17 protein-coding genes are annotated in these 24,575 nt (G+C 47.0%); 7 read left to right on the top strand and 10 right to left on the bottom strand.

Annotated elements, in window-relative coordinates:
• Nucleotides 1-63 precede the first annotated feature (63 nt).
• From PQG66_RS16670 to PQG66_RS16645, 6 genes are all read right to left on the bottom strand, one after another.
• Nucleotides 64-1,044 carry a glycoside hydrolase family 43 protein gene (locus tag PQG66_RS16670; RefSeq protein ID WP_272038872.1) on the bottom strand — a complete coding sequence of 327 codons (981 nt, stop codon included), beginning with the start codon at nucleotides 1,042-1,044 and terminating at the stop codon, nucleotides 64-66.
• Between the two features lie 807 nt (nucleotides 1,045-1,851).
• Nucleotides 1,852-3,267, bottom strand: a complete 1,416-nt coding sequence (locus tag PQG66_RS16665; RefSeq protein ID WP_272039181.1) for an arabinan endo-1,5-alpha-L-arabinosidase — start codon at nucleotides 3,265-3,267, stop codon at nucleotides 1,852-1,854.
• 119 nt (nucleotides 3,268-3,386) lie between these two features.
• Nucleotides 3,387-4,229 (bottom strand): carbohydrate ABC transporter permease, encoded by an 843-nt coding sequence (locus PQG66_RS16660; RefSeq protein WP_272038871.1) that lies wholly within the window; start codon nucleotides 4,227-4,229, stop codon nucleotides 3,387-3,389.
• Between the two features lie 27 nt (nucleotides 4,230-4,256).
• Nucleotides 4,257-5,147 carry a carbohydrate ABC transporter permease gene (locus tag PQG66_RS16655; protein WP_272038870.1) on the bottom strand — a complete coding sequence of 297 codons (891 nt, stop codon included), beginning with the start codon at nucleotides 5,145-5,147 and terminating at the stop codon, nucleotides 4,257-4,259.
• Between the two features lie 243 nt (nucleotides 5,148-5,390).
• Nucleotides 5,391-6,737, bottom strand: coding sequence for an ABC transporter substrate-binding protein (locus PQG66_RS16650; RefSeq protein WP_272038869.1), 1,347 nt, complete (start codon nucleotides 6,735-6,737; stop codon nucleotides 5,391-5,393).
• A 139-nt stretch (nucleotides 6,738-6,876) separates the two neighbouring features.
• Complete coding sequence (locus tag PQG66_RS16645) at nucleotides 6,877-7,998, bottom strand: glycoside hydrolase family 43 protein (RefSeq protein ID WP_272038868.1); 1,122 nt, start codon at nucleotides 7,996-7,998, stop codon at nucleotides 6,877-6,879.
• 332 nt (nucleotides 7,999-8,330) lie between these two features.
• Between PQG66_RS16645 and PQG66_RS16640 the strand changes: the two genes are divergently transcribed.
• The 3 genes from PQG66_RS16640 (at nucleotide 8,331) to PQG66_RS16630 (ending at nucleotide 11,055) form a co-directional block, all read left to right on the top strand.
• A complete protein-coding gene (locus PQG66_RS16640; RefSeq protein ID WP_272038867.1) occupies nucleotides 8,331-9,248 on the top strand; it encodes an ArsR/SmtB family transcription factor in 918 nt (305 codons plus the stop codon).
• 115 nt (nucleotides 9,249-9,363) lie between these two features.
• Nucleotides 9,364-10,287 (top strand): helix-turn-helix transcriptional regulator, encoded by a 924-nt coding sequence (locus tag PQG66_RS16635; protein WP_272039180.1) that lies wholly within the window; start codon nucleotides 9,364-9,366, stop codon nucleotides 10,285-10,287.
• Nucleotides 10,288-10,542: 255 nt separating this feature from the next.
• On the top strand, nucleotides 10,543-11,055 hold the full coding sequence (locus tag PQG66_RS16630) for a DinB family protein (protein ID WP_272038866.1): 513 nt from the start codon (nucleotides 10,543-10,545) through the stop codon (nucleotides 11,053-11,055).
• Nucleotides 11,056-11,321: 266 nt separating this feature from the next.
• Here PQG66_RS16630 and PQG66_RS16625 read toward each other — a convergent pair whose 3' ends face one another.
• The gene (locus PQG66_RS16625) at nucleotides 11,322-12,245 is read right to left on the bottom strand and encodes an S-layer homology domain-containing protein (protein WP_272038865.1); all 924 of its coding nucleotides are present in this window, start codon (nucleotides 12,243-12,245) and stop codon (nucleotides 11,322-11,324) included.
• 366 nt (nucleotides 12,246-12,611) lie between these two features.
• Here PQG66_RS16625 and PQG66_RS16620 point away from each other — a divergent pair, with 366 nt between their 5' ends.
• From PQG66_RS16620 to PQG66_RS16610, 3 genes are all read left to right on the top strand, one after another.
• Nucleotides 12,612-14,354, top strand: a complete 1,743-nt coding sequence (locus PQG66_RS16620) for an ABC transporter ATP-binding protein (RefSeq protein WP_272038864.1) — start codon at nucleotides 12,612-12,614, stop codon at nucleotides 14,352-14,354.
• Between the two features lie 106 nt (nucleotides 14,355-14,460).
• A complete protein-coding gene (locus PQG66_RS16615) occupies nucleotides 14,461-16,212 on the top strand; it encodes an ABC transporter ATP-binding protein (RefSeq protein ID WP_272039179.1) in 1,752 nt (583 codons plus the stop codon).
• Between the two features lie 175 nt (nucleotides 16,213-16,387).
• Nucleotides 16,388-16,882 carry a hypothetical protein gene (locus PQG66_RS16610; RefSeq protein ID WP_272038863.1) on the top strand — a complete coding sequence of 165 codons (495 nt, stop codon included), beginning with the start codon at nucleotides 16,388-16,390 and terminating at the stop codon, nucleotides 16,880-16,882.
• Between the two features lie 221 nt (nucleotides 16,883-17,103).
• Here the strand turns inward: PQG66_RS16610 and arfA are convergent, their stop codons facing one another.
• Nucleotides 17,104-18,609, bottom strand: coding sequence for an arabinosylfuranosidase ArfA (arfA, locus tag PQG66_RS16605; protein ID WP_272038862.1), 1,506 nt, complete (start codon nucleotides 18,607-18,609; stop codon nucleotides 17,104-17,106).
• 181 nt (nucleotides 18,610-18,790) lie between these two features.
• Here arfA and PQG66_RS16600 point away from each other — a divergent pair, with 181 nt between their 5' ends.
• Complete coding sequence (locus tag PQG66_RS16600; protein WP_442955121.1) at nucleotides 18,791-19,711, top strand: ArsR/SmtB family transcription factor; 921 nt, start codon at nucleotides 18,791-18,793, stop codon at nucleotides 19,709-19,711.
• Between the two features lie 211 nt (nucleotides 19,712-19,922).
• Here PQG66_RS16600 and PQG66_RS16595 read toward each other — a convergent pair whose 3' ends face one another.
• Nucleotides 19,923-20,723, bottom strand: coding sequence for a C40 family peptidase (locus PQG66_RS16595; RefSeq protein ID WP_272038860.1), 801 nt, complete (start codon nucleotides 20,721-20,723; stop codon nucleotides 19,923-19,925).
• Between the two features lie 457 nt (nucleotides 20,724-21,180).
• Entirely contained in the window at nucleotides 21,181-24,456 is a 3,276-nt protein-coding gene (locus PQG66_RS16590; protein WP_272038859.1) for a glycoside hydrolase family 48 protein, read from the bottom strand.
• Nucleotides 24,457-24,575 lie beyond the last annotated feature (119 nt).

Below are 24,575 nucleotides of genomic sequence, written 5' to 3'. Positions count from 1 at the left end.
CAAAAAAGAGCCTCTCATTAGCATTATTCGCTAACAAAAGACTCTTATATGCATTCCAAGATACTACTTCACTTCTGCCACCGCTTGACCATCCGGAACGGGAATACCGAAGTCAGGTGTTCCACCCTCATTCCAATGAATCACTTGAGCACGAGCATGACGATTCGGGTCATACAGCGGATCACCCTCAATCTCTTTATAGTTACGTGCATGATAGATCAGAATATCTGTTGTGCCATCCGGGGATACGGTAAAGCTGTTATGTCCTGGACCATATTGTCCATGTTCTTCACAGGTCTGGAAGACCGGCTCGGGTGACTTCACCCAGCTTGCTGGATCGAGCAGGTCTGCATCTTCATCTGCTGTGAGCAGTCCCATGCAGTAATGATGATCGGTGGCGCTGGCGGAGTAACTGATAAACAGACGTCCATTTCGATGTAACACCGCCGCACCTTCATTGACTTTAAAGCCGATGATCTCCCAATCGTATTCCGGTGTAGCAATCATCACTTGTTCACCGCGGAGGGTCCATGGATTTTCCATTTCACTGATATAAAGGTTCGAATTGCCGTCGATGTCCGGGTCTTTCTGTGCCCAGACGAGATAACGAACGCCTCGGTGTTCAAACGTTGTGGCATCCAGTGCAAAACTCTCCCATTTGGTTATAATCTGGCCTTTTTCCTCCCACTTCCCTTCCAGCGGGTTAGCCGAATCATTCTCGAGTACATACATACGATGATCGAACAAACCGTCGTTGGTTTCACTCGTATGTGCTGCTGCATAGTAGATGTACCATTTTCCATCAATATAATGAATCTCCGGTGCCCAGATGTTTGCACTCATTGGTCCTGTCTCCCGTTTTTTCCAGGCGGTAACCGGTTCAGCTTCTTTCAGTCCCTCCAGTGTCTCGGCACGCCGAATTTCAATCCGGTCAAAAGCCGGCACGGAAGCCGAAAAATAATAATATCCATCTGTATGACGGTATACCCAAGGATCAGCACGCTGCTCCAGTAGTGGGTTGGTGAATGTAATGGTATTGGTCATGAGAATGAACCCCTTTCATATGTGTGTGTATGGCTCTGAATCTTATGATGTGTGTGGGTGGGAAAATAAAGCAGAAGCGGTGGGCACAGCGGACGTTCGGAGACGGCAGGGCCTTGGCGCTCTTCTTGCCCTCCGATTTCTTCCTTCACCGCTCTAGCGGTGGAAATCGGATGTCAAACTCGCACACGCGGCTCCTTCCTCCTCCTCACTGCTTGTGCCCCCGGGCACGGGCTGCTCGCGATTTTCCCGCTCGCTGGCACACATCTGTCTTCGAGCCTTTAGGTTGGCTCGATAACTTATGCAGTTGACCGCTCTGCCAGGTCAACTCTCCCCGCACAAACGCTTCAAGCACAGCGGACGTTCGGAGACGGTAGGGCCTTGGCGCTCTTCTTGCCCTCCGATTTCTTCCTTCACCACTCTAGCGGTGGAAATCGGATGTCAAACTCGCACACGCGGCTCCTTCCTCCTCCTCACTGCTTGTGCCCCCGGCACGGGCTGCTCACGATTTTCCCGCTCGCTGGCACACATCTGTCTTCGTGCCTTTAGGTTGGCTCGATAACTTATGCAGTTGACCGCTCTGCCAGGTCAACTCTCCCCGCACAAACGCTTCAAGCACAGCGGACGTTCGGAGACGGCAGGGCCTTGGCGCTCTTCTTGCCCTCCGATTTCTTCCTTCACCGCTCTAGCGGTGGAAATCGGATGTCAAACTCGCACACGCGGCTCCTTCCTCCTCCTCACTGCTTGTGCCCCCGGGCACGGGCTGCTCGCGATTTTCCCGCACGCTGGCAACCCTCCGCCGCTCAGTGCCTACTTTTCAGCTGCGCTGATCTGTTTGCCCCAGACCGCGATGCCGCGGTCGTTCAGGCCGCTCACCACCAGCGCAGGCTGACTTCGCTCCCAATCCCAGGATGGGAGCAGCTTCAGCTCTTCCGTGGAAGCACCGCCCCATGGGCTTTCCTTCCACGTCAGCGTTAACGTTTGCTTGCCATCAAACGTCCACGTGCCTGAACCATTCTCGCTTTCGATTTTGCCTTTGGCCGTTAGCGTGTATGGTACTGACTGCACCTGTCCGTTCACTGCCGGATCCAACGCCATGCCTTCCCACGTTCCGGCGATCATCGATTTCGGAATGTCTTGCGCTTTCTCTCCGGCATAACGTTCAGGTGACACGACAGGCCAGCCATCTTTGGTCCACAGCATTTTGCGGACATGAAGATACGGCCAGTTTTTATCAGTCTCGCCCCGTGCATGATGCACGATGTAATATTCGTCGTCATCCTTCAGCACGGAATTATGTCCCGGGGCAACCCAGCCCTCACCCTCAGTGAATCGGTATCCCCCCAGAATTTTAGTGCCGACTTCATACTGTGGGAGATGTTCCGTATCTAACATGGAATTGCCATTGATATCCGTATAAGGCCCTGTAATCGAGTCGGCACGAGCTACCCGTACGTTATAGTCTTCGAACAGGGAATCATACGAGACGAACAAGTAATATTTTTTGAACTCGGGATTATACACAATATAGGGCCCTTCGACTGCGCCCTCTTCGGTTGCACGATCTCTTGCCGCGATCCGAGTACCGTATCCCTCTTCTTTGAACTTGCCTGTAACCGGGTCAAGCGGTGCGATGTAAATTCCATCGAAAAACGAACCATATACCATCCAAGGGTTGCCTACAGCATCCAACACCGGATTGGCATCAATGGCATTCAGACCATCCTTCTCCTGACCAGCCGTCTTCACCACCAGCCCTTCATCCTTCCACGGCCCCTCGGGGGATTTGGAGGTCTGCAATCCGATGGCAGACTGTGTACTGCCAAAGCTCGAAGCTGAATAATACAATCGGTACGTATCTCCAGTCTTCATAATATCCGGTGCCCACAAGTTCGTAGCTCCCGTCCAGTCCAGTGCTTCTTTTGGAATACCTGGCAGAGCCTGCCCGACCCATGTCCAGTTAATCAGATCATCTGACTTGCGCACCATAACTCCCGGTTTCGGCTCTCCTGCCACTCGAACGTCTGTAGAATAGACGTAGTAGCCCTGATCTGTTTTGATGATGGCCGGATCATGTGCGTTATTCACTGTCCACTTGGATTCATCATCCAGAATCGAAAGATCATATAGCTTCGTATCCTGCGGAGCTTCCGGGAAAACCGGAGGTTTTGCCGTAGCCTCGCCATCTGCACAGCCTGTCGTACCGATCAGCATCAGTAACATCAACGCCGCAACTCCCTTCCTCGCAATGTGCCGTTTTGGGGGTTCGTTCCCATCTCTTCGTGCCTTCGTTTCTTTCCCATCTTCTCGCGCCTCTGGTGTTGTCCATGTTCTCCAGGCTCTCATCATCCTTTGACCCCTGAAATGGCCACCGATTCGATAATCTGCTTCTGGAAGATCAAGAAAATAATCAGAACTGGTAGCAGCGCGACAATGGAGGCAGCCATAATGAGCGGATAATCCGTTTGAATAGCATAGGTCGCGTTGAAGTTCGCAATTACGAGCTGTAGCGTTTGTTTTTCAGGTGAATTCAGATAGATGATCGGTGCCAGATAATCGTTCCAGATCCCCATAAACCAGAGAATTAACTGAGCAGCCACGGCAGGTTTGATCAGTGGAAACGTAATGCTGGAGTATAACCGGAAGTAAGAACTTCCATCAATCTTCGCCGCCTCAATGATTGCATCAGGTACACTGAGCAGATATTGCCGTAGGAAAAAGATCATAATCACGTTACCGAACAGCCCCGGAATAATAAGCGGCAGCAAGGTGTCTACCCAGCCCAGCTTGGAAAACATCATAAATTGCGGAATCATGACTGTTGGATAAGGAATCATCATCGAGGCCAGCAGGGCGAGAAACAATTTATTTTTATGGGGAAATCTTAACTTGGCAAAAGCAAACGCAGCGAGACTCGACGTAAACGTCCCCACGATCGTCACACTAAGTGCTACAATGAGACTGTTTTTAATCCCGCTGAGCAACGGCCCGGCTTCCCAGATCTCCTTATATTTATCGAACCGAAACACTTCCGGAATCCAGACCGGTGGAAGTGCAAATACGTCCTGCTTCTCCTTGAGCGAGGTGGACAGCATCCAGAGCAAAGGCGCAATCATCGCAATAGCGCCGATGGACAGAACGATAAATATAATAGAGTTTGTTACCTTCCTTCTTTGACTATAAGACATCTTCCGTTCCACTCCTCTCCCCGCCCATTAATCCCCGTCGTAGGCTGATCTTTCGTTAAGTTTGAATTGCACAAGCGTAATCACAAAGATGAAGATACCCAGAATCATGGCCATCGCTGAGGCATAACCCATCTGCAAGTTACTAAAAGCCTTTTGCCAGATATAAAAGACGATTGAAGCGGAGGCATACTCCGGTCCACCTGTAGGTGTCATAATGTTCATCTCGGTGAAAATCTGGGAACCCCCGATGATATTTGTGACCACGAGGAAAAAGGTTACCGGTTTCACCATGGGCCAGGTGATATTGCGGAAGATTTGAAACCCGTTTGCCCCGTCCAGTTCCGCGGCCTCGTAGTAGGTACGGGATACGCTTTGCAGCGCTGCCAGATATAGCAACATCGTATAGCCCAGACCTTTCCAGACGGTCATGATGATCAGTGCGGGTTTTACTGTATCTTTATTGGCTAGCCAGTTCGGACCTTTAATCCCAAACAGATCCAGGAACTGATTCACCAGACCATAGTCTCCGTTGTAAGCCCAGTTCCACATGATGGATACAGCCGCCAAGGAAGAAATGACCGGAATGTAATAGATCACACGAAAAGTTGTTGTACCGGGAATTTTACGATTCAGTCCCATCGCCAGCAACAGCGCAAGTAGCAGACCGATTGGAATACCCAGCATCAGGTAAAACGTATTGAACATCGCCTTGTAAAAGAGGTCGTCCGTTAACAAGTCTTTGAAGTTGGCAAGTCCGATAAAGTTCATCTGCCCCAGTCCGTCCCAATCGGTAAATGAACCATAGAGGGAATAGAGGAACGGGAACAACACAAAGATCAGCAACCCCAGAATAGGGGGCAAAATAAACAAATATCCATACAGCATCTCTTTGCGATACAAACTCGATTTCGTATTCACGTGTTCACCCCTGTTTCTAAGATCAGCATGTGGCATACATCGATTGGCCTTTCTGAATCATGGCTTCTGTTGCGTTCCGGTCGATACATGCCACATGCTCGTATGGAATCTGGCGAAAAAATTAAATTAAACGTTTACATAGTTCACTCCGATGACATGAAAAAATAGTTCAATTTGTATCTTCTAATGAGCAAATGATGCCAGCAGCATCGGTTCAGGCTGCTGGCATCCTCTCTTTCCTGTCTATTTATTCTGAGATTTCGCTTCCTGCTCAACCGCTTTGTCCAGCAGCTTCTGCATCTTTGGCTGTTGCTGCTTCACATAGTCCGCAGCTGTCATCTTGCCATCCAGTACGGGCTGAATGTCAGTGAAGAACATGTCGTACCACTCCGCGTTATACGTGTAGTTACCTGGTAGCGAACGTCCATAATCTTTGACGATATCAATGAATTCTTGTTTATTTTCCGGTTTCGTAGACGTATCTTTCGCCCACTCATCTGCCATGTCAAGCAAGTTCGGAATCTGCACCTTCGCGTCTACCAGTTGTTTCATGCCATCCTCCGAAGCTGTGAGGTAATTCACCAATGCAGCAGCTTCTTCTGGATGCTTGGTTTTGGCGGATACACCAATCCCCAGGGAACCGATCCATGTAGCGGATTTGCCTGTTGATCCTGCCGGGAAAGGCAGCAGATCATAATCGAATGGAAGCTTCTCGAATGTACTCATATCCCACGGACCTACAGGGAAGAAGGCCATTTCGCCTTTCATCCAGCGCTGATACGTATCCAGTGTCTGTGCTTCCTCAATGGAAGGTGTGATGTTGTACTTGTTCTGCATATCTGCAAAGAATTGCAGCGCTTCCGCGAATTTCGGATCATCAATGGTCACTTTTGTTTTGCTCTCATCCAGCCAGTCAGCTCCATTGCTCCATACAAAAGCTTGCAGCGCCCACTGTACGTTAAAACCTGTACCGAATACGTCAGGCTTACCATCCCCATTCGTATCCTTCGTCGCTTGCTGATTCACCTTAATGAATTCATCCCATGTGTACGGTTTGTCCTTATCTGGGAATGGAATGCCTTCTTTTTCAAAAAGGGTCTTGTTATAACCCAGTGCAAACGGTCCGACATCCTTAGGCATACCGTAAAGGTCACCTTGCCCGGCCATTTTGCCATCATAACGATACAGGTCGACTCCGTATTTCCAAATATTATCCAGATTGATATCTTGGTTTTTCTCAATATACGGTGTCAGGTTCATCAGCACATTGCTGTTCACATACGCCTTCATATCACCCGGGGTGAAATAAAATACATCCGGCATGCTGTTTCCTGTAATGGCTGCACGGAGTTTAGTTGCATATTGATCCGCAGCGGTCACAATAATTTTAACTTTGACACCCGGATGCTCTTCTTCAAACTTTTTCACGACAGCCTGATACGCCTTCTGCTCATCCGTTCCTCCGCGGAACATAAATGTCAGTTCTTTATCACCGCCAGAACTTCCGCTCTCCCCTCCACATCCTGCAAGTACCAGTGCACTGACTAGCATAAGCAGCATAAAAGTGACCCAACTCTTTCTCTTGACCATATGAACCCCTCCTGATCTGGACTTGTAAACGTATTCAATACGATGAATCAGCATTTCTGTTGTTAAATTTATCAAATCCAGATCCATTTAGTCAATACTTTATTAAAACATTTTATATTTATTTAAAATAAACGACACCTTAATACGTTGGCCAGCCGTTGGCGTCCCACAGCAGATCGTTAATCAGCAATTTCGGATTGCCATTATCCGTAGCATCATAGGCGTGGCGTACAATCAGGTTGCCGTTCACTACATCCTGCCCGCCTGGCCCCTTCCACCTTACGTTGCCTGTATCCAAAATCGTGCCGCCACCGTTCATCATATTGACTCCGTTTTTGTCGACATAAGGCCCGGTAATGCTGCTGGACCGGCCGTAGACCATTTTGTAGGTACTGTTCACACCTTTACAGCAGGAATCAATAGAAGCAAACAAATAATAATACCCGTTGCGGTATACGATACTTGGCGCCTCAATAGCTCCCCCGTTATTCGGACGTGCTGCAATCGAAGTGATGCTGCCTGTCGGTTTCATCGTATTTTTGTCCAGTTTCACAATCTTCAGACCGCTCCAGAACGAACCAAAAGCCAGCCAAGGATTGCCAGAAGCATCAATCACCAGCTCAGGGTCTATGGCGTTATAGTTATTCGATGTTGTCGTTTGCAATACAAGCCCTTCATCCTTCCACTGTCCTGCGCCCACGCTATCTGCCGATGCTAAACCGATCGCAGACCTGTTGGAACCAAAGGTCGAGATGGAATAATAAAGCCACACTTTACCGTTATATCGCTGTACGTCTGGCGCCCACACATCCAAATCTTTCTGTCCAGGAACAGCCGAATTCCACCAAGATGGTTCTTTCAAAAAGATCTGCGGTACGCGGTACCATGACGTTCCATTATCTGATTTCAACACCTGGATCCCTGGACCCGTGGAAAAGGTATACCAGGAGTTCCCTTCCTTGATCATCGTTGGATCATGAACCGCAATATCACCAGACAGATTCCAAAAGGCGGCTAAAGCCCGCGACTGTCCTGCAAGCACTAACACCAAGACCAGCAGTGCCGGTAAAGCCCACCGTTTTCGAGGTGAAATCTTCGATCTTATCCAACCCCCGCCATTCGAATGACCTGAATCCCTCGTATGGTCTAGCTCATCCGCATCTTTCATCCTTTTTGAACTCCACAATGTCATGCCCTTGAAACTCATCAACGTCTTCCACTCAAAGCTCTTCAATCTCTTCCATGAACTGAATTTTTCCACAACGGAACGCCACCTCTCATTAATAAATGGTTACTTTGGTTCATGAAGTATTAAATCAATTTAAGTATAATAGGATTATAAAAGCGGTTACATTACAATTCAATGGTATATTTCAAATATATATAAATTAATTTAATCTTTTATTTTGACCAATTCGTAATAAAATCTGGGGCGTTCCTTCGTTTTCTGCTACATATACAAGCCTCTACTTCCCTTTTCTCTACTCTTTCTTTCCAGCATGTAATGATTTATAATTATCTGAAATAAAACAGTCAAATGTGCAAAAGTCTGCGTAATAGGCTTTGTTCAGAACGGGGAAAGGACATCCACCTATGATTTATATTAAAGATCTGATGTCAGGTGTGAATATTTTCAAAGCACTCAGTTCCGAAATTCGCATTCAGATTATTGAGCTGCTGGCCAAAAACCAAAGTCTTAATCTCAATGATCTTGCAACCAAACTCGGACTTAGTAACGGTGCAATTACAATGCATATCAAAAAGCTGGAGGAAAGTGGATTAATCGAGATTAACACTGCCGTTGGCAAACACGGCATCCAGAAGATATGTTATCTTAACGAGGAAAAATTGATGGTGGACCTGCGTTCTAAGGAGATTCACAATCGGTATGAAGTCGAGATTCAGGTTGGGCATTACAGTGATTATCAAGCCGCCCCCACCTGTGGCATTGCAACGAAAGACAGTATTATCGGGGAGTTTGATGATCCTCGTTATTTCGCCGATCCGCTTCGGATTGATGCAGAGATGATCTGGCTGGCCGAAGGATATCTGGAATATCGTATTCCCAACTATCTGAAGCCCAACCAGACATTTAACGAGATCCAGCTTTCCATGGAGCTAGGTTCGGAAGCACCTGGATTCTGTGACAACTATCCTTCCGATATTTACTTTTACATTAATGGAAAAGAAATTGGTCTCTGGACGAGTCCGGGGGATTTCGGAGATACACGCGGTACATTCAATCCGGACTGGTGGCCGCCGCACCTGAATCAGTACGGCATGTTGAAGCTGATTCGCATTACGAATGAAGGCAGTTATATCGATGGATGCCGCATCTCCGACGTTACGCTGGATGATATCGGGCTGGATTATAAGAGCGATATTCACTTCCGCATCGCTGTCACGGATGGACCTGTCAACAAACGCGGCTTGACCATTTTCGGTAAAAACTTCGGTAATTATGGTCAGGGCCTGCTCGCGCGGGTGCTTTATAACGTGCTGGAGGATTAGCGCGGGAGAGTTCTGCTGAAGAATCCATCTTATCAGGACAATACGCGCTTGTCTGTTCCATTGCTGTGGTATACTTATGGCCTGTTTCGGAAATGTGATGACGGGTGGGGTTCATTTGAAGCTGGAACGGTTAGTCTCGATCATTTACAAGTTACTTAATCACGAAGTGTTGTCTGCATCTACCCTTGCAGAAGAATATCAAGTATCACCCAGAACGATCTATCGGGATATTGATGTGATCTGTGCAGCAGGATTTCCAGTGGTTTCGCATCAGGGAATGAACGGCGGGTATGGTATCATGGACGGTTATAAAATGGATAAGAGCCTGCTCGGCTCCTATGATGTGAATGCGCTGATTACAGTACTCAACAGTCTCTCTACTATTTTTAATGATGCGCGTGCCCAGGGCACCATTGAACGTTTGCAGACGATCAGTGAGCAACATACCCATCCAAGCTTGACTGTAGATCTGAACACGTATCGAACAGACCCTGACTCGCTTCCGCATCTTCGTGCAGGAATCATGAACTATCTGGCTGTTCAGTTTGACTACATTAATTCCAAAAATGAGCGCACAACTCGAGAAATTGAACCTGTTCGATTGCAGTTTAAATATCGTAGCTGGTATGTGTATGGATATTGCCGAAGCCGGTGGGATTATCGGGAATTCAGACTGTCCCGGATGTTAAACGTGCATCTAACCAACAGCCATTTTCCACCACATGCCCTTCCTTCGGAAGAGCCGTCACCCACTCTTCCTGTCCCGCAGGATACCGTGACAGATGTGGTCTTGCGAGTATACCCTGAGGCACTCTCAGGGGCATTGGATCATTTTCAGCAGGCAGACAAACAATTTCATAAAGATGGCAGCATGACAATGCGTTTACAGATTCATGATCCGCTCCAGGCCCCGTGGTTATGGTCGTTATTACTGAGCCTGGGCAGTGGTGCAGAGGTTTTAGAACCTGTAGCACTGAGGAATGTTCTAGAGACGCAACTACGAAATGCCCTGAAACGTTACGACACACGGGATGTTTAAAGACCCACTAAATTTGGAGGTACATGTTCGCGTGTTCGCGTAAGTATAGTAATCGGTAAATTGTTCGGTTTACGAGGGGCTCGGTTTGAACGTGTATATACTGCATTGCTCGGTGAATTCAATATTTTGTGAAGTGTAGTGAAGTGATAGGAGAAGTATGACACGCTGTTGTCATACTTCTTTTTTTATACTCATTTCAGCAAGAGAGCAGCACATCACCTCAACTATTCGCCAAAATGAAGGAGACGATGTTTTATGAATTACCCAGAACAAATGTATCACTATCATGTTTGGGCTTCACAGATCATAATGCAACGCGTTCAAGAACTGCCACCTGCCGTTCTGCATCAGGAGGTCGGTAGCTCATTCCCTAGCCTCGCCCATGCGCTCAGCCATATGTATGCTGTGGATCAGATGTGGTATCTGGTTCTAACCGGCACCAGCATGCCTGAAGCTTTACAAATCTGCATGCCGCGCAACGGAGAGACCTTTGCCACAATTGAAGATTACTTCGAGCGTTATGCAGAGCTATCCAATCAATACTTTGATTGGTTCAGTCAACAGACGAATTTGGAGCAAACGATTCTACTCGACAATCCCTTTGCAGGCGTGCGTCAAACCAGTTTCGCAGAAATGGTCTTACATCTGGTGAATCACGGGACCTATCACCGGGGCAATATATCCACCATGTTGCGTCAGTTGGGGCATGCCTCTGTCATGAATGATTACTCCAAATTCTGGTATGAGGATTCTAATGCTACTGTATAATGTTTTTGATTTGGCTGGCCTGCTGGTTGGATAATACCGAGGTCTGTGGAGATCGTTAGCGTTTGAAACACCCTCATCTCACATCAAAAAAACCACCTACCTATCCTTTTCTCATAGTTAGATACTAGCCAGATACCTTGATTGCTATCTGGCTATCACCTTTTCATAGAGAATGCGATAGGTTAGATGGTTTTCTTATTTTCTTCAAGTTGCTTAATCCTCCCTAGCAACCGCTAGGTGAGACGATTTACCTGACATATACTAATTTATTTACCAGCAGGTTGTGCCTCAGCCGTATAGCCTGTAGGAATCTCCGTTTCCGCAGTCGCTTTAGTAATGACCATCGGATACATCATATCTGGATCAGGCTGTACGATTGAATAAATCACGATAGCCCGACCGTCTTTCTCCAGTTTGACATCATCAATCTTCAATCCATACCCTGGATGCGGCATCTCGGCAGTCAGCGTAACTTTGCTTGTTTTGTCATCTACCTTTGTCGTTGTCACTTCAGGAACGATAGCTTGCTGTCCCTCCCCAGGATTAGTTGGAGCAGGTTCACTTGAACCACCGTTTCCATGCCGGTCCACAAACTCAAGTGCGTTGAATATCATGCTTGCTGCCTCCATACGGGTAAGCGACTGATCCGGGCCGAAGTTTCCTTCCTTGTCCAATTCAATGATGTTCATATTCAGCAGGTTCTGGACCGCAGATTTGGCATCCTTACCTATTTTATTTTCATCCTTAATGTCATTATACTTCATGGTTACCGGATAAGTACCGGTTGTGTTAATCCCTTCATGCAGCAGAATGACAAATTGTTCACGGGTCAACTTATTTTGCGGACTCACTTCTACTGGAATGGACAGTCCATTTTGAGTGGCAACTTGCACAGCATCGGCGTACCAGGTGTTCGGACTAATTTTATTTTGGGCCGAGGCCTCATTATACTCATTTTTCAATCCAAATGCGCTGACAATCATTTGAATTCCCTGTGGCTCAGACAAAGCAACATCTGGTCGGAACAGATCTGCTGTTACTCCGTTCACGATTCCCTTGGATTGCAATGAATCCACAACAGCTTTCTGACCCTCATCTTTGATGTCGGAAAATGCAAACACAGAAGCACCTCCTGCTGTTAATGAAACGCAGAGCGCAAGCGTTGCAACCCAACCTTTTTTATGCTTCATTTCCATGCACCTCCATTATATATAATAGAACTTGTTATATACTTCTTACCCCTACAGACGAGACATTTCGAGAAAATGTTTCAGTCCAAGTAGCATGGAGTACATACATCTTATAACATTGCTTCACGATTGTTGTAGTTGCCTCACACTCATGATGGACGAGCAGATTCATTGACATTTGATCCCATTAGCGCGAAAATATAAATAAAAGTAACACATCACGGATTATTAATAATCTAGTTCGCATAAAGTAAGAGGGCATGGCACAACTCATCATGAGGTGTCTGCCCTTTTCTTGACTTCATTTGTCTAACTTCTGTTTCTAGCGTACTTAAGTTCTAACCTAATGAAGGAGAACCCATACCTATGTCCAAAAAAGGTTTGCTACGTGATTATGTGTTATCCAACTGGCCCATCTATCTTCTGGCGGTTCTTTTAATCATCGCATCCAATGTCGGTCAGGCTTCTCTCCCCCGTATTCTGGGCAGCTTCACGGATCAACTCATGCAAAATACACTTCAGATGCAGACCGTGATCCGTTACAGCTTATCACTACTCTCCATTGCGATTACATACAATCTTCTGTTTGGTACTGGCCAGTTCATGATTATGAAGCTGGGTCGGCGGTTTGAATTTATAACGCGCGAGCGGATCTTCCGCAAATTCTCAGAACTCAGTGAGCATTATTTTTCTAAACAGGGGAATGGCAAGCTACTCAGCTATTTTATGAATGATGTTACTTCTGTCCGTGAAGCCATATCCAACGGCGTTACGATGATGACGAACGCTGTTTTTCTGTTAATGTCCTGTATCGTAATGATGCTCCTTAGCGGGATTCCGTTGTCACTGATCATGATCAGCGTCGTGCCCTTGCTGGCGACTCCTTTTCTGGTCGTCTTTTTCGGTCCGCGAATTCGAAAGCGCTCTCGTGATGTACAGGATGCTCTCGCTACAATGACGGAGTCTGCCGAGGAGCAACTGGGTGGTATTCGTGTAATCAAAACATTTGCGATCGAAGACATTGCCCAAGGGCGATTTGGCGTGACCGTTGATAATATCAAAACCAAACAGCTTCGTTTAGTTCGTCTCTCTTCTCTTTTTCAAGCTACTCTTCCTTTGCTGGGCGCTTTGTCTCTCGTTGTATCCCTGTTGGTTGGCGGTATGATGACGATGCAGAACTCGATTACACTGGGTAGCTTTGTCGCCCTGACTTTGTATCTGCGAATTATTATGGGACCGCTTCAGCAGATTGGAAACGTCATTAATACGATGCAGCGCTCAGGAGCCTCTCTTGAAAGAGTGAATGATCTTCTCAGTGAAGAGCCCGATGTGCAAGAAATTGCTGAAGCACAGGCGCTTCACAACGTTCAGGACGTTACCATTAATAATCTGACATTCCATTACCCCGGCAGCTCCGCTCCTGCATTGAAGAATATCCATCTCCAGATTCATGCGGGCCATACGGTGGGTATCGTCGGCAAAACCGGTTCAGGTAAGAGTACACTGGTCAAATTACTGCTCCGAACCTATGAACCGCCGCATGGTAGCATGTTTATTAATGGCACGGACATTCGAGAGCTGTCCCTGGACAGTCTGAGATCTCGAATTGCCTATGTGCCTCAGGACGGTTTTCTGTTCAGTACCACCATCCGGGACAATATAGCATTTAGCAATCGCGAGGCACCCATGGATGATGTAGAGAACAGCGCTAGACAAGCGATGATCTATGAAAATATTGTACGTTTCCCTGACCGCTTCAATACATTACTCGGAGAGCGAGGACTCACCCTGTCCGGTGGTCAGCGTCAGCGTACCAGTCTTGCCCGCGGGTTAATTAAGCAGGCACAGATGCTTATTTTGGACGACAGTATGAGTGCCGTGGATGCCGTGACTGAAACTGGCATCCTGCGCAGCCTGCGCAGGATCGGCAAAGGCAAAACGACGTTAATCATTTCCCATCGGATCAGTGCAGTCCGTCATGCCGATAACATCATCGTGCTCGATGAAGGACAGATCGTTGAACAGGGAACGCATGCTGAATTGATGGCAGCCAAGGGACTTTATGCAGCAACTTATCGCTTGCAGGAGGAGGGGTTACATCATGTCTGATGCGGATGCGAATCATAAAGACACAATGAATGATAGGAAAAATATCAACAAAACTCATCTTGAGGAGAATAACAAGAATTACAACAAGCGTACTTCGTTCAAAGCTATGATGGGGTACGCCAAGCCGCACCGCTGGGCATTTGTCGGTATTTTCTGCTGTTCACTGCTCGGCATATCAGCCGATCTACTTCAGCCTTATCTCGTAAAAATTGCGATTGATGACCACTTGGCCGTGAATCAAACCAGCATTGGCTTTCTCGTCCAGCTTGCGGCCATTTTTCTTGGCCTGGCTATCGTCAGTTTTATTTTCACATATATTCAAAACAACCTGTTGCAGCATGTCGGTCAGAGCATTGTCTCCCGAATTCGCAAAGACTTATTCCGCCATATTTCCCGAATGTCTATGTCCTTCTTCGATCGTTTTCACATCGGCAGCCTCGTTACCAATGTATCCAGTGACACGGAAACCATTAGCAGTTTCTTCACACAGGTGCTTCTCAGCCTGATCCGGGACGGAATGATGCTAGTACTTATCATCTTCTTCATGTTTCAGCTCGATCCTGTGCTCGCCGGTTATTCCCTCATCGTGCTCCCTGTGATCGCTGTTGTAGCTGCGTTATTCCGTCGTATGCTGCGAAGAGCTTATCAGAATGCACGAACCCGGCTCTCCCGCCTTATTGCATTCACAGCAGAGAACCTGTCCGGTATGTTTTTGATTCAAGCATTTCATCAAGAGGAAGAACAAAAGAGGCGCTTCAAGGAACAGAACCTTCTTCATCTACAGGCAAACATAATCCAAGCTCGTTCCAATGTCATATTCAACCGGACGTTTGATATTTTGGGCAACGCAGCACTGGTTATGATGGTTTGGTTAGGGGGCCGGGCTGTTCTTGGCGAATCTTTGCAAGTTGGGGTACTGTATGCATTCATCAGTTATATACGTCAGTTTTTTCAACCGATCAACCAGATTACGATGCAATGGAATACCTTCCAGTCCACTACGGTCTCCATGGAACGAATCTGGAACATTCTAAGCACAAAACCTGAAGTTGCCGACCCGAAATCAGATGTCGTTACCTCGATAAATCCACGGCAGGTTATGGGTCAGATTGATTTCGATCATGTATCCTTTGGTTATCTAGAGGACCGCCCCATATTCCAGTCTTTGAATCTACACTTATATCCGGGAGAGATGGTGGGGATCGTGGGCACCACCGGCGCAGGTAAAAGCACATTAATCTCCCTGCTCAATCGCTTCTATGACGTCAATCAGGGCAGCATTCAGATTGATGGCACAGATATTCGCCACATTCCGCAACATACGCTTCATCGCATCGTTGGTCTGATCCAGCAAGAACCTTTCCTATTCTCTGGCACCATTATTGATAATGTGAGAATGTTCAGGCAGGATATAACGCGTGAGCAGGCAATGGAAGCCTGCCGATTCGTCGGAGCACAACCGATGATTAGCCGTTTGCCACAAGGGTATGATACCCGTCTGTCAGAACGCGGCAGCGGATTGTCTGCTGGAGAACGGCAACTCATTTCTTTTGCCCGAATTGTAGTCTTCCAGCCCCGAGTGCTTATCCTGGATGAAGCTACGGCTAACCTGGACTCACACACCGAACAACTTGTGCAGCAAGCACTGGAGACCGTCTCCCAGGGCAGAACAACCATTGTTATTGCACATCGCCTGTCTACAGTAATGCACGCCGATCGAATTCTCGTCATGGAACAAGGTGCAATTGTCGAAGAAGGGACACACCAGGAGCTGGTTGCAGCACAAGGAATTTATGCTGATCTGTACCAGCATGCGCGGGAAGCTGGGAAACCGTCGTGTACAACCAAGCTAGGTTAAATACCTTTTCATTTATCGATCCTTGCGAGGTGTTTTTTAGAATTTCGTGCACAAACGCATCTAAATGTCGCTCGGACTCGTAAACCTTATAAAGACTTCCATATACCAATCACGGAAGTATTATTAGTGGGAGCAGCACTCTACATTGAGATCAGAAATTAAAGGGGGATAGAACATGTCATCTTCAACTACTCAAACCCGGCAAGGTGAGATTCGTTATCAGCGTATAACTGCCATTTGCAAAAGTGGTCTCTGTCTTCTGTTCCTTTTCTTATGTGTACTGCTCCTATGGGTCATTGTTACCGGGCAGACACAAAGCGTGGAAAAAATCTATTATCCTATGGCCGCCGTACTCGGCATGTGGCTGGTTGGTCCATTTTTTTTCATGTTTCTAAACCGCTCCATTCAAGGTTCAACGGTACTTGTATCCTGGGATCAACAAAACCTCTACGCTGGTAGCCGAAATGTACCTTGGAACCAGATTCGCAAGATTGAGCTCGCAGCTCCGTCCCGAAGTCGATGGCAACTGGCTGCTTCCCCCATGTACGCCATATATCTGAAGGACGGCACACGCATTCATATTCACACCGACCATTTACTTGGAAAAAAAGGACTCCAGACAACGTTGAATACTCTACAAAGGACATTAGAGGAACACAAGGGAGAGTGATTCAGACTAGTTCCCTCTGTCCGACTCGACTCCGCCTCTGGATATAGGATCATCCCGTGTAGAGTTCCAAAAAAAGCTGGATGCGAATAAACTCGCATCCAGCTTTTTATCATACGCTAACCTTACATGTACATCGACCTTACATGTACATCGAGTTTCAACTTCATTGCATTCTTTCGCTATCTCGACCTAATCTTCACTTCACTTCACTTCACTTCACTTCACTTCACACTCAAGCGGATTACGTTCCATGACGCTTTCGCCAGACTTGCTGTAATCAACGTATCAGATACAGTCGCTCCTCCGCGATGGTGTGGAACAACATTTTTCGGTTGTGCAGCATTGTTGACCGCTTTGAGGTCGTCTGCTTCCAGAACGATATGCTCAATCAAGCTGCATTTGCCAAAACTACGCAAATCCACTTCAAGCGGCAGAGACTCTTGCAAATGACGGTTTACCGCAAATACAGTAACCTCGCTCTGCTCCTCATTATGCACCGCTATAGCCTCCAGATAAGGAACATCCGTAATTTGTTTCGTGTCATACTTCGGTGATTGAATCAAAGGCACAAGTGCTGTACCCCGGCCATATACAGACGCATGCATGAATGGATAGAAAATCGTCTGTCTCCATGATCCTCCACCCGTCTCCGTCATAATTGGAGCGATGACGTTAACAAGTTGAGCAAGACACGCCATTTTGACCCGATCTGCATGTTTCAGCATACTGATTAGCATACAGCCTACCAAAAGGGCATCTTCATGATTATAGATGTCTTCAAGCTGCGGTGGAGCGATCTGCCATGGGTCCATCTTGGAATCATTCTCATGCGAGTGATACCATACATTCCACTCATCAAAAGACAGATACATCGTTTTTTTGCTGCGTTTTTTCGCTTTAATATAATCACAAGTCGCTTTTACCGTATCGATAAAACGATCCATCTCTAATGAGCGTGCAAGAAAAGTTGGTGTATCATTCTCCGGATTACCGTAATATTGGTGCAAAGACAGATACTCCACATGATCATAAGTATGATCCAGCACCGTTGCTTCCCACTCCGGGAACGATGGCATACCCAGATTCGAGCTTCCACAAGCGACGAGTTCAATCGTCGGATCAGTCCACTTCATGACTTTGGCCGCTTCAACGGCTGTTCGCCCATACTCCTCAGCTGTCTTGTGTCCAATCTGCCAAGGGCCGTCCATTTCATTACCAAGACACCATGTCTTAATACCATGCGGCTGCTTGTATCCATGCTTGATCCGAAGATCGCTATAATATGAGCCTTCCGGATGGTTGCTGTATTCCACGATATTACGGGCAGCATCCACCCCGCGTGTTCCCAGGTTAACAGCCATCATCACTTCAGAGTTCGCCTGTTTAGCCCAATCCACGAATTCGTTAAAACCAAATTCATTCGTTTCTATCGTTCTCCATGCCAGTTCCAGCCTGCGTTTGCGTTCGGATACTGGTCCAACACTATCTTCCCAATTGTAACCGGATACAAAATTACCACCCGGATAACGCACAATAGGCACCTGCAGCTCCTTCACCATCTCCAACACATCTGTGCGGAACCCCTGCTCATTAGCCGAGGCATGACCGGGCTCGTAAATTCCACCATACACAGCACGCCCCAAGTGCTCGATAAATGATCCATACAACCGCTTATCGACTTCACCAATCTTAAAATCTTTATCTACTGTCATTTTCGCTTTTTCCATGAATGATTTCATCTCCCTAAGATTAATATAAAAATGAATTGATATTCTATGGATCAACGTTCATATTTATATTAAAATCGATAACAGCACATATTTCAACTGAAACTTCGAAAATTGTTACTCTTTTTATTGAATTTATGTTTAACTTAATTCTATTAAACCAATTGGAGGAATACTTGTGATCAGAGCAAACACCGACGCCGAATGGCTTCCACTATATGAAGCACTTGCCAGCGAAGTTCGTCTTCAAATTATCCGTCTTGTTGCCGAAACCCCTATGAATGTGAAAGACATTGCAGCTTCACTAGGTCTGAGCAGTGCCATCGTCACTATGCATGTACGAAAACTTCAAGATGTAGGCATTATTCAGTCTAAAATGGTTCGCAAGGACGGCGGCACACATAAAATGAACAGCTTAGCCGTGGACTGGATTGGCATCTCGATGCCTCAGGAGAGCGGGATAACCCGCAAGTTTCACGAAGTTTCCATCCCTGTCGGTCACTATACACATTTCGATGTATATCCTACATGTGGTCTAGCGACCTCCGATCATGTCATCGGGCAGTACGATGATCCCCGCTATTTTCTGGACCCGGACCGGATGCATGCCCATATCTTGTGGTTTGGACGTGGATTTGTCGAATACAAAATACCTAACTATATACTGACCGGACAGCAGATTGAAGCTATTGAGTTGTCACTGGAGATTGGATCGGAGGCGCCATCTGTCAACCCAAACTGGCCTTCCGACATTACGTTTACACTGAACGGCATTCGCTTGGGTGAGTGGACCAGCCCAGGTGACTCAGGCAATGGCCGCGGCATATTTACACCTGACTGGTGGAGTGATGTCGTCAATCAGTACGGCATGCTCAAAGTACTGCGTATAACCCATGAAGGAACATTTATTGATGGACAACATCTGTCGAGCATTACACTCGCAGACATCCCGGTAGAACGCAATCAGTGGACATTACGCCTTTCTGTAGAGGAAGATGCCAGGCATGTGGGCGGTATGACCTTGTATGGTGAAGGATTCGGCAACTATAATCAAGACATTTTGTTCCGATTATTCTACCACGATGGTATCCCAGCACTGTAAATACAGCAAAGCACAGCAAAAAGAACCCCTTTCATGTGCCAATCATAAGGCAAGAGGTAAGGGGTTCTTTTGAATTTCATTTTCAATGCGATAAAGCCTGCATAGAGGATGCTGTACTTTTTGGATAGAGGAAATAATCATTCCGTTTGCACCTGAATACCTCTTTACTTGGCTTAACAATCAGATTAACGGTAAACCATAAAGTTGGTTCTTACAGCGCACTTCCGCCAAATAAGAAGCGGTATTCCCAATGCTTTCCAGCGACATTACTAACTGTTACACCGCCGCCAGCGTTGGAATATGTATGCAGTATTTTACCGTTGCCCAGATAAATACCGGTATGCGTAATCCTTGCGTTCGATTTGTTTACGCCTTTGTAGGCTGACGCCTTGGTGCCTTTGTAAGACATAAAGTACATCAAATCACCACGTTTCAGATTCTTCCAATTCGTTGTGACTGCACCTTTCTTCTTCACATAGTCTCCTTGTTGGCGGGAATCTGCCGGGAGTGTAATTCCTAATGCATCAATAAAGGCGCGACGTACAAAGCTGGAGCAGTCAAACACTGCCGTACTGTTACGATTCGCTCCATACTTATAAGGAGTTCCCATATACTTCATTCCTGCTGTAATGACCTTCTCTACAGCTGCACTTCCTTTTGACGTCGAAGTCTGAGTTGAGGTGTTACTCCCCGTTGTTGTGCCAGTCTTCAGAATTTTTGTATATTTGGATGAAGACGATATATAGCCTGTCCGATTCGCCGAGTCTTTGATTTTATACCAAGCCGAGCCCGACTTCTGCAATATAGTTACCGTCTCTCCCTTGGAAACCATTCGAATTATTTTGGCGGATGTGGTTGGTGAGGTTCGAAAATTTACCCCTCGGATAACTTCTGCTGTCGATTGATTTGTCGTTGCTGCGGATACTTGTCCGGTGAGTGCTGTCGTTGTTAGACTTCCCATCAGCATAGCTGCCGTTACGCTTGCCGTAACAATGGTATTCTTCCAGTTCATGATGTCGTGTACCTCCGGATATTACAAAATTTTAACCAAGAAATCATCTTTCCGGCTTGCCTTATTGTAAACGGGCATCCCGTATCGTTCATCAGCCCAAAGTCCTGCCATGGTCCAGACAAGTTTGAGTACTAAGGATCATTCAAATCAATCTTGGACTTAAAAAATAGAGGATGGATCACGTAAATAGAAAGGTTAATTTTTTGTAACTATTGATGTGCCTTAGCTTGTGACGTTTCGACCGAGATCAGTTTATGTTTTTTTGTACATGCTCCCTATGTACTAGATTTTAATGAAACTTTATAACTAATTGGAAAACATTACTACGTTTCATTTCACTATAATCTTTAATCTCGCCTCATAAATTGAAAATATAGGTATCCAAATATACAAAAAACCAGGGATTTCTCCCCGGCTCTTCGTATAATGAGACTATTTTATACTCATCTCGTATTGATTATGGCTCCATTCCCCACACTTTCACACCATCTTGGTAACCTGTCACTTTAGTCCAGGCGCCAAATGCCGTTTGGGTTGCATCGAAGGAATAATCATTCGTTTGGTCAAAATTGGTCCAGTTGTTCTTGGAAGAACGTGTCTGGATGATCCCTGTCTCAGCACCTGCTGCCAAGTTGCCAGCAGCTGCGGTAAAGCTGATCTCGAGGTAGGTATCTGCTGTGCCTTTTGACGGCTGAACCGTTACAAATTCCCCTTGCACATTCGCACTGCCAATCTGTGCATAGTCACACCAGAAGCTCAGATCTGCATCACTGTCTTTTGTAAAGTAGTAACGAAGCTTCACCTTACTCAGATCGATGTCCGTGCTTCCTGTATTCTTGAGGTTAAATTGCGGCGTCAGAGCATTGCCTGAGGCGCCAGTTCCTCCGTTGCGGTACTGAACTTCCAACGTTCCCGTTGAGATCGGAGCCGCAGCTGGTGTCAGGACAATCACATTTGAATTGGTCTGACCATCTGCATTCACAGCGACAACTCTGTAATTATACGCTGTACCATTGACAGCTGTTGCATCGGTATAGGTCAGTGCAGTCAGGCCTGTAGCGATATTGCTGTATGCACCCGTTCCCGTTGAACGCTGCACATTATACGATGCTGCTCCAGTTGAAGCTGTCCAGTTCAATACAGCCTGTGCATCACCGGCTATTCCACTTAACGTGAAGACTCCCGGTGCAGTTACTCCAGCCTGCGGTGTTGCCGTAGCCTGTGCGGAAGGTGCAGATTCTCCTACACTGTTTACCGCAGTGATTACATAATAATACGCTTTTCCATTAGTCAATCCCGTATCGGTAAAGGTCGCACCGGTAACTCCAGTCGCTACGGATGTATAGGGGCCACCGTTCGCTTCGGCGCGCTTCACTGTATATGAAGTAGCCCCGGCTGCAGCTTTCCAGTTCAGCACAACCTGCCCATCACCACCCGTTGCAGTTACGCCGGTAGGTGCAGCCGGTACTTCCTCTCCTGGTGTAGTGCTGTCTCCAAGGAGACGGTCAAACTCTCCATAAGCGGTAGCCATATCAACTTGTGACCAGAAACGGTGATACGTAAAGGTCGGTGCACCTTTTTCCCACTGCTTCGTCGTTGGGTTGTATGAGGTTTTGTACAGGTTCTCCAGATAAGTCCAAGCTGGGTCTTGCTTGATTGCCGGACGTAGATCAGCGTATCCGATATATACGCCATTCCCGCCTTTAGCCGGGTCTGACGGTACACCTGCCGTTCCTGGAATCGTATTTCCTTGACCGAACGTACCGGACCAGTTCGCCGGGAGATAGATCTCTTTGGCGAAGTAACGGAAATAATCTTTACGCTGCTCTTCCGTAACGATCCCCACACCATCATTGTAATCCCAAGCCGTATCCAGCAGACGCTCAGCCAATGCTTTGGCTTCCTGACCTTTCACACTAAGTGTACCGTTCTCAGCTTCCGTTCCAGCCGCGAAGAACGTCAGCGCCTTAATATAGCTGCCAAGTACGCCAGTATCCTGAACTGGATCCTTTGTAATTGCACGGAAGTTTGGATTGTTGGTGAATGAACTGAATCCATTCCACTTATCCGGCTGTCCTTTCCACTCTTGACCACCTGGAATCCAGAATTCACCTGGCGCAGGCGTTGTCGCTACTTCAACATTCGTTCCACCGAGTATCCGCTGACCAGCCGCATTCAAATAGTATCCTTGTGCATCTGTGACAGGGCGCTCACCGACAAAGACATAATCCTTCGTCCAGTCAATCCACTTCGTAATGACCTTCTTCGCCATTTGGAAATTCTCGGAGGTCAGATCCCCGTTCTCTGCCAAAATATAATACATCTCGGCTACACGCTCTAGCGGCCATGCTTGGAATCCGAACCATGTGTTCGAATCCGGGTCACGATATACCGGCGCTTCCTGATAGGCCATATCATAGAACGTGCTCACACCTGAAGGATAAGCGGCGTAAGAACCACCAATACTGTTGGTTGCCCCGCCCCCGATTGCACCCTCATGAGATTGCAGCCAAGTGTAGAATTCAAGCTGACGTTTTAACGTCGCATTCCAGTCTGCTTTCGCTGTAGGTGAGTTCGGGATTAAACCGCCTGCAGGATCAGACAATGCGTACGCTGCAACCGGGTTTTGGTATGCTTGGTGGGTATGGCTTGCTCCAATACGCCATGCCCAGTCTCCGCCTTGACCCAGTCCGCCTCCCCATGACGTATACCAAGCCATGAGATACATATTAGAATCCTTACCTGTCCCCGGGGTTGGGGTGCCACTCTTTGCACTTCCTACCTTTTGGAAGTATTTATCGTACATGCCATACCGCAGATAATCGCCCATCTTTTTCGCTTTATTCAGATATTCGGTATTGTTATAGCCCATCTCTTTGGCCCAATAGAGCACCTGAACTGCACGAGCATCCGCATCCGTTGCGTTCGTATAGCGCCATTGGGCGGACGGAGCCTGATTCTCTTTCGTAAACAGACTCATAAAACCTTCGCCTGCTTTACCAAAGGATTTATCATCCTGAGATGGATGAGGAATGGCTTCCCACACCGATTCCTGCTCCCCACGCTGGAACGTATTCACATACGTTGACGTATGGGAAGGATTCAGCAGATTTCCGTATCCATACCAATTATCGACGTCGATAAGCCAGTGCATCAGATACGTCTGATTGTTGCCATAGGTTGCCTTAAGCTCAGCATCCAGTGGATCTTTTCCTGCTGCATATTGACCATTAAGGTTGGATGGATACTGGTCCGGGAACGGTTTTTCCCCTGCATATGTTGCAGGACTGTTCGGATTGTACTTGCTCATCGTCGGCTGTTCTTCCTTGCCATCGCCTTCATTGACTGGAATAATATACTTCTCCATGTTATCCCAGGCTGCCTCCAGTTTGGACCAGTCTCCCGTATAGTGACCATACATCGTCTCCAGCCACAACCAGTAGCTGTATGCTTCCGATGTAGACATATGCCCGTAATCCGGCGCTTCACTCAGCAATGTTTCAATCGAGTGATACGGAATACCTTCTGGAGAGAAGTACCCGTTCGCTGGGTCTTTCAATTGACTGTATAGTTGTAGAAAGCGTGCTTCATTCACGCCATCCGCTTGCATCTCAATCGCCTGATCGGCCGCATGTGCTGTTTGAGGTCCGGCCCACAGTCCCGTGTATCCCGTCAACATGACGGTTCCCGCCAGCATGGCAGTTAAACTCTTTTTTGCAGCTGTTTTCAACATGAATATATACCTCCCCGGAATAGTGGATATTCAATATCACTGCTCGGTCTGCCCATGCTGTTCCTTAACTCTTTAATTTTTAGTAATTGTGGATTTCCGTCTACAGCTCACCTCGTCTT

The organism is Paenibacillus sp. JJ-100, assembly GCF_948329825.1.
Lineage (GTDB): Bacteria > Bacillota > Bacilli > Paenibacillales > Paenibacillaceae > Paenibacillus.
Note: the sequence above shows the minus strand (reverse complement) of the source record. Positions and strands in the feature narration are given on the sequence as shown.

Coding starts and splice junctions, on each gene's coding strand:
- PQG66_RS16660 (WP_272038871.1), bottom strand. CDS start 4,229: ATGTCTTATAGTCAAAGAAGGAAGGTAACAAACTCTATTATATTTATC.
- arfA (WP_272038862.1), bottom strand. CDS start 18,609: ATGGAAAAAGCGAAAATGACAGTAGATAAAGATTTTAAGATTGGTGAA.
- PQG66_RS16595 (WP_272038860.1), bottom strand. CDS start 20,723: ATGAACTGGAAGAATACCATTGTTACGGCAAGCGTAACGGCAGCTATG.
- PQG66_RS16615 (WP_272039179.1), top strand. CDS start 14,461: ATGATGGGGTACGCCAAGCCGCACCGCTGGGCATTTGTCGGTATTTTC.
- PQG66_RS16650 (WP_272038869.1), bottom strand. CDS start 6,737: ATGGTCAAGAGAAAGAGTTGGGTCACTTTTATGCTGCTTATGCTAGTC.
- PQG66_RS16640 (WP_272038867.1), top strand. CDS start 8,331: ATGATTTATATTAAAGATCTGATGTCAGGTGTGAATATTTTCAAAGCA.
- PQG66_RS16620 (WP_272038864.1), top strand. CDS start 12,612: ATGTCCAAAAAAGGTTTGCTACGTGATTATGTGTTATCCAACTGGCCC.
- PQG66_RS16610 (WP_272038863.1), top strand. CDS start 16,388: ATGTCATCTTCAACTACTCAAACCCGGCAAGGTGAGATTCGTTATCAG.
- PQG66_RS16670 (WP_272038872.1), bottom strand. CDS start 1,044: ATGACCAATACCATTACATTCACCAACCCACTACTGGAGCAGCGTGCT.
- PQG66_RS16625 (WP_272038865.1), bottom strand. CDS start 12,245: ATGAAGCATAAAAAAGGTTGGGTTGCAACGCTTGCGCTCTGCGTTTCA.
- PQG66_RS16590 (WP_272038859.1), bottom strand. CDS start 24,456: ATGTTGAAAACAGCTGCAAAAAAGAGTTTAACTGCCATGCTGGCGGGA.
- PQG66_RS16630 (WP_272038866.1), top strand. CDS start 10,543: ATGAATTACCCAGAACAAATGTATCACTATCATGTTTGGGCTTCACAG.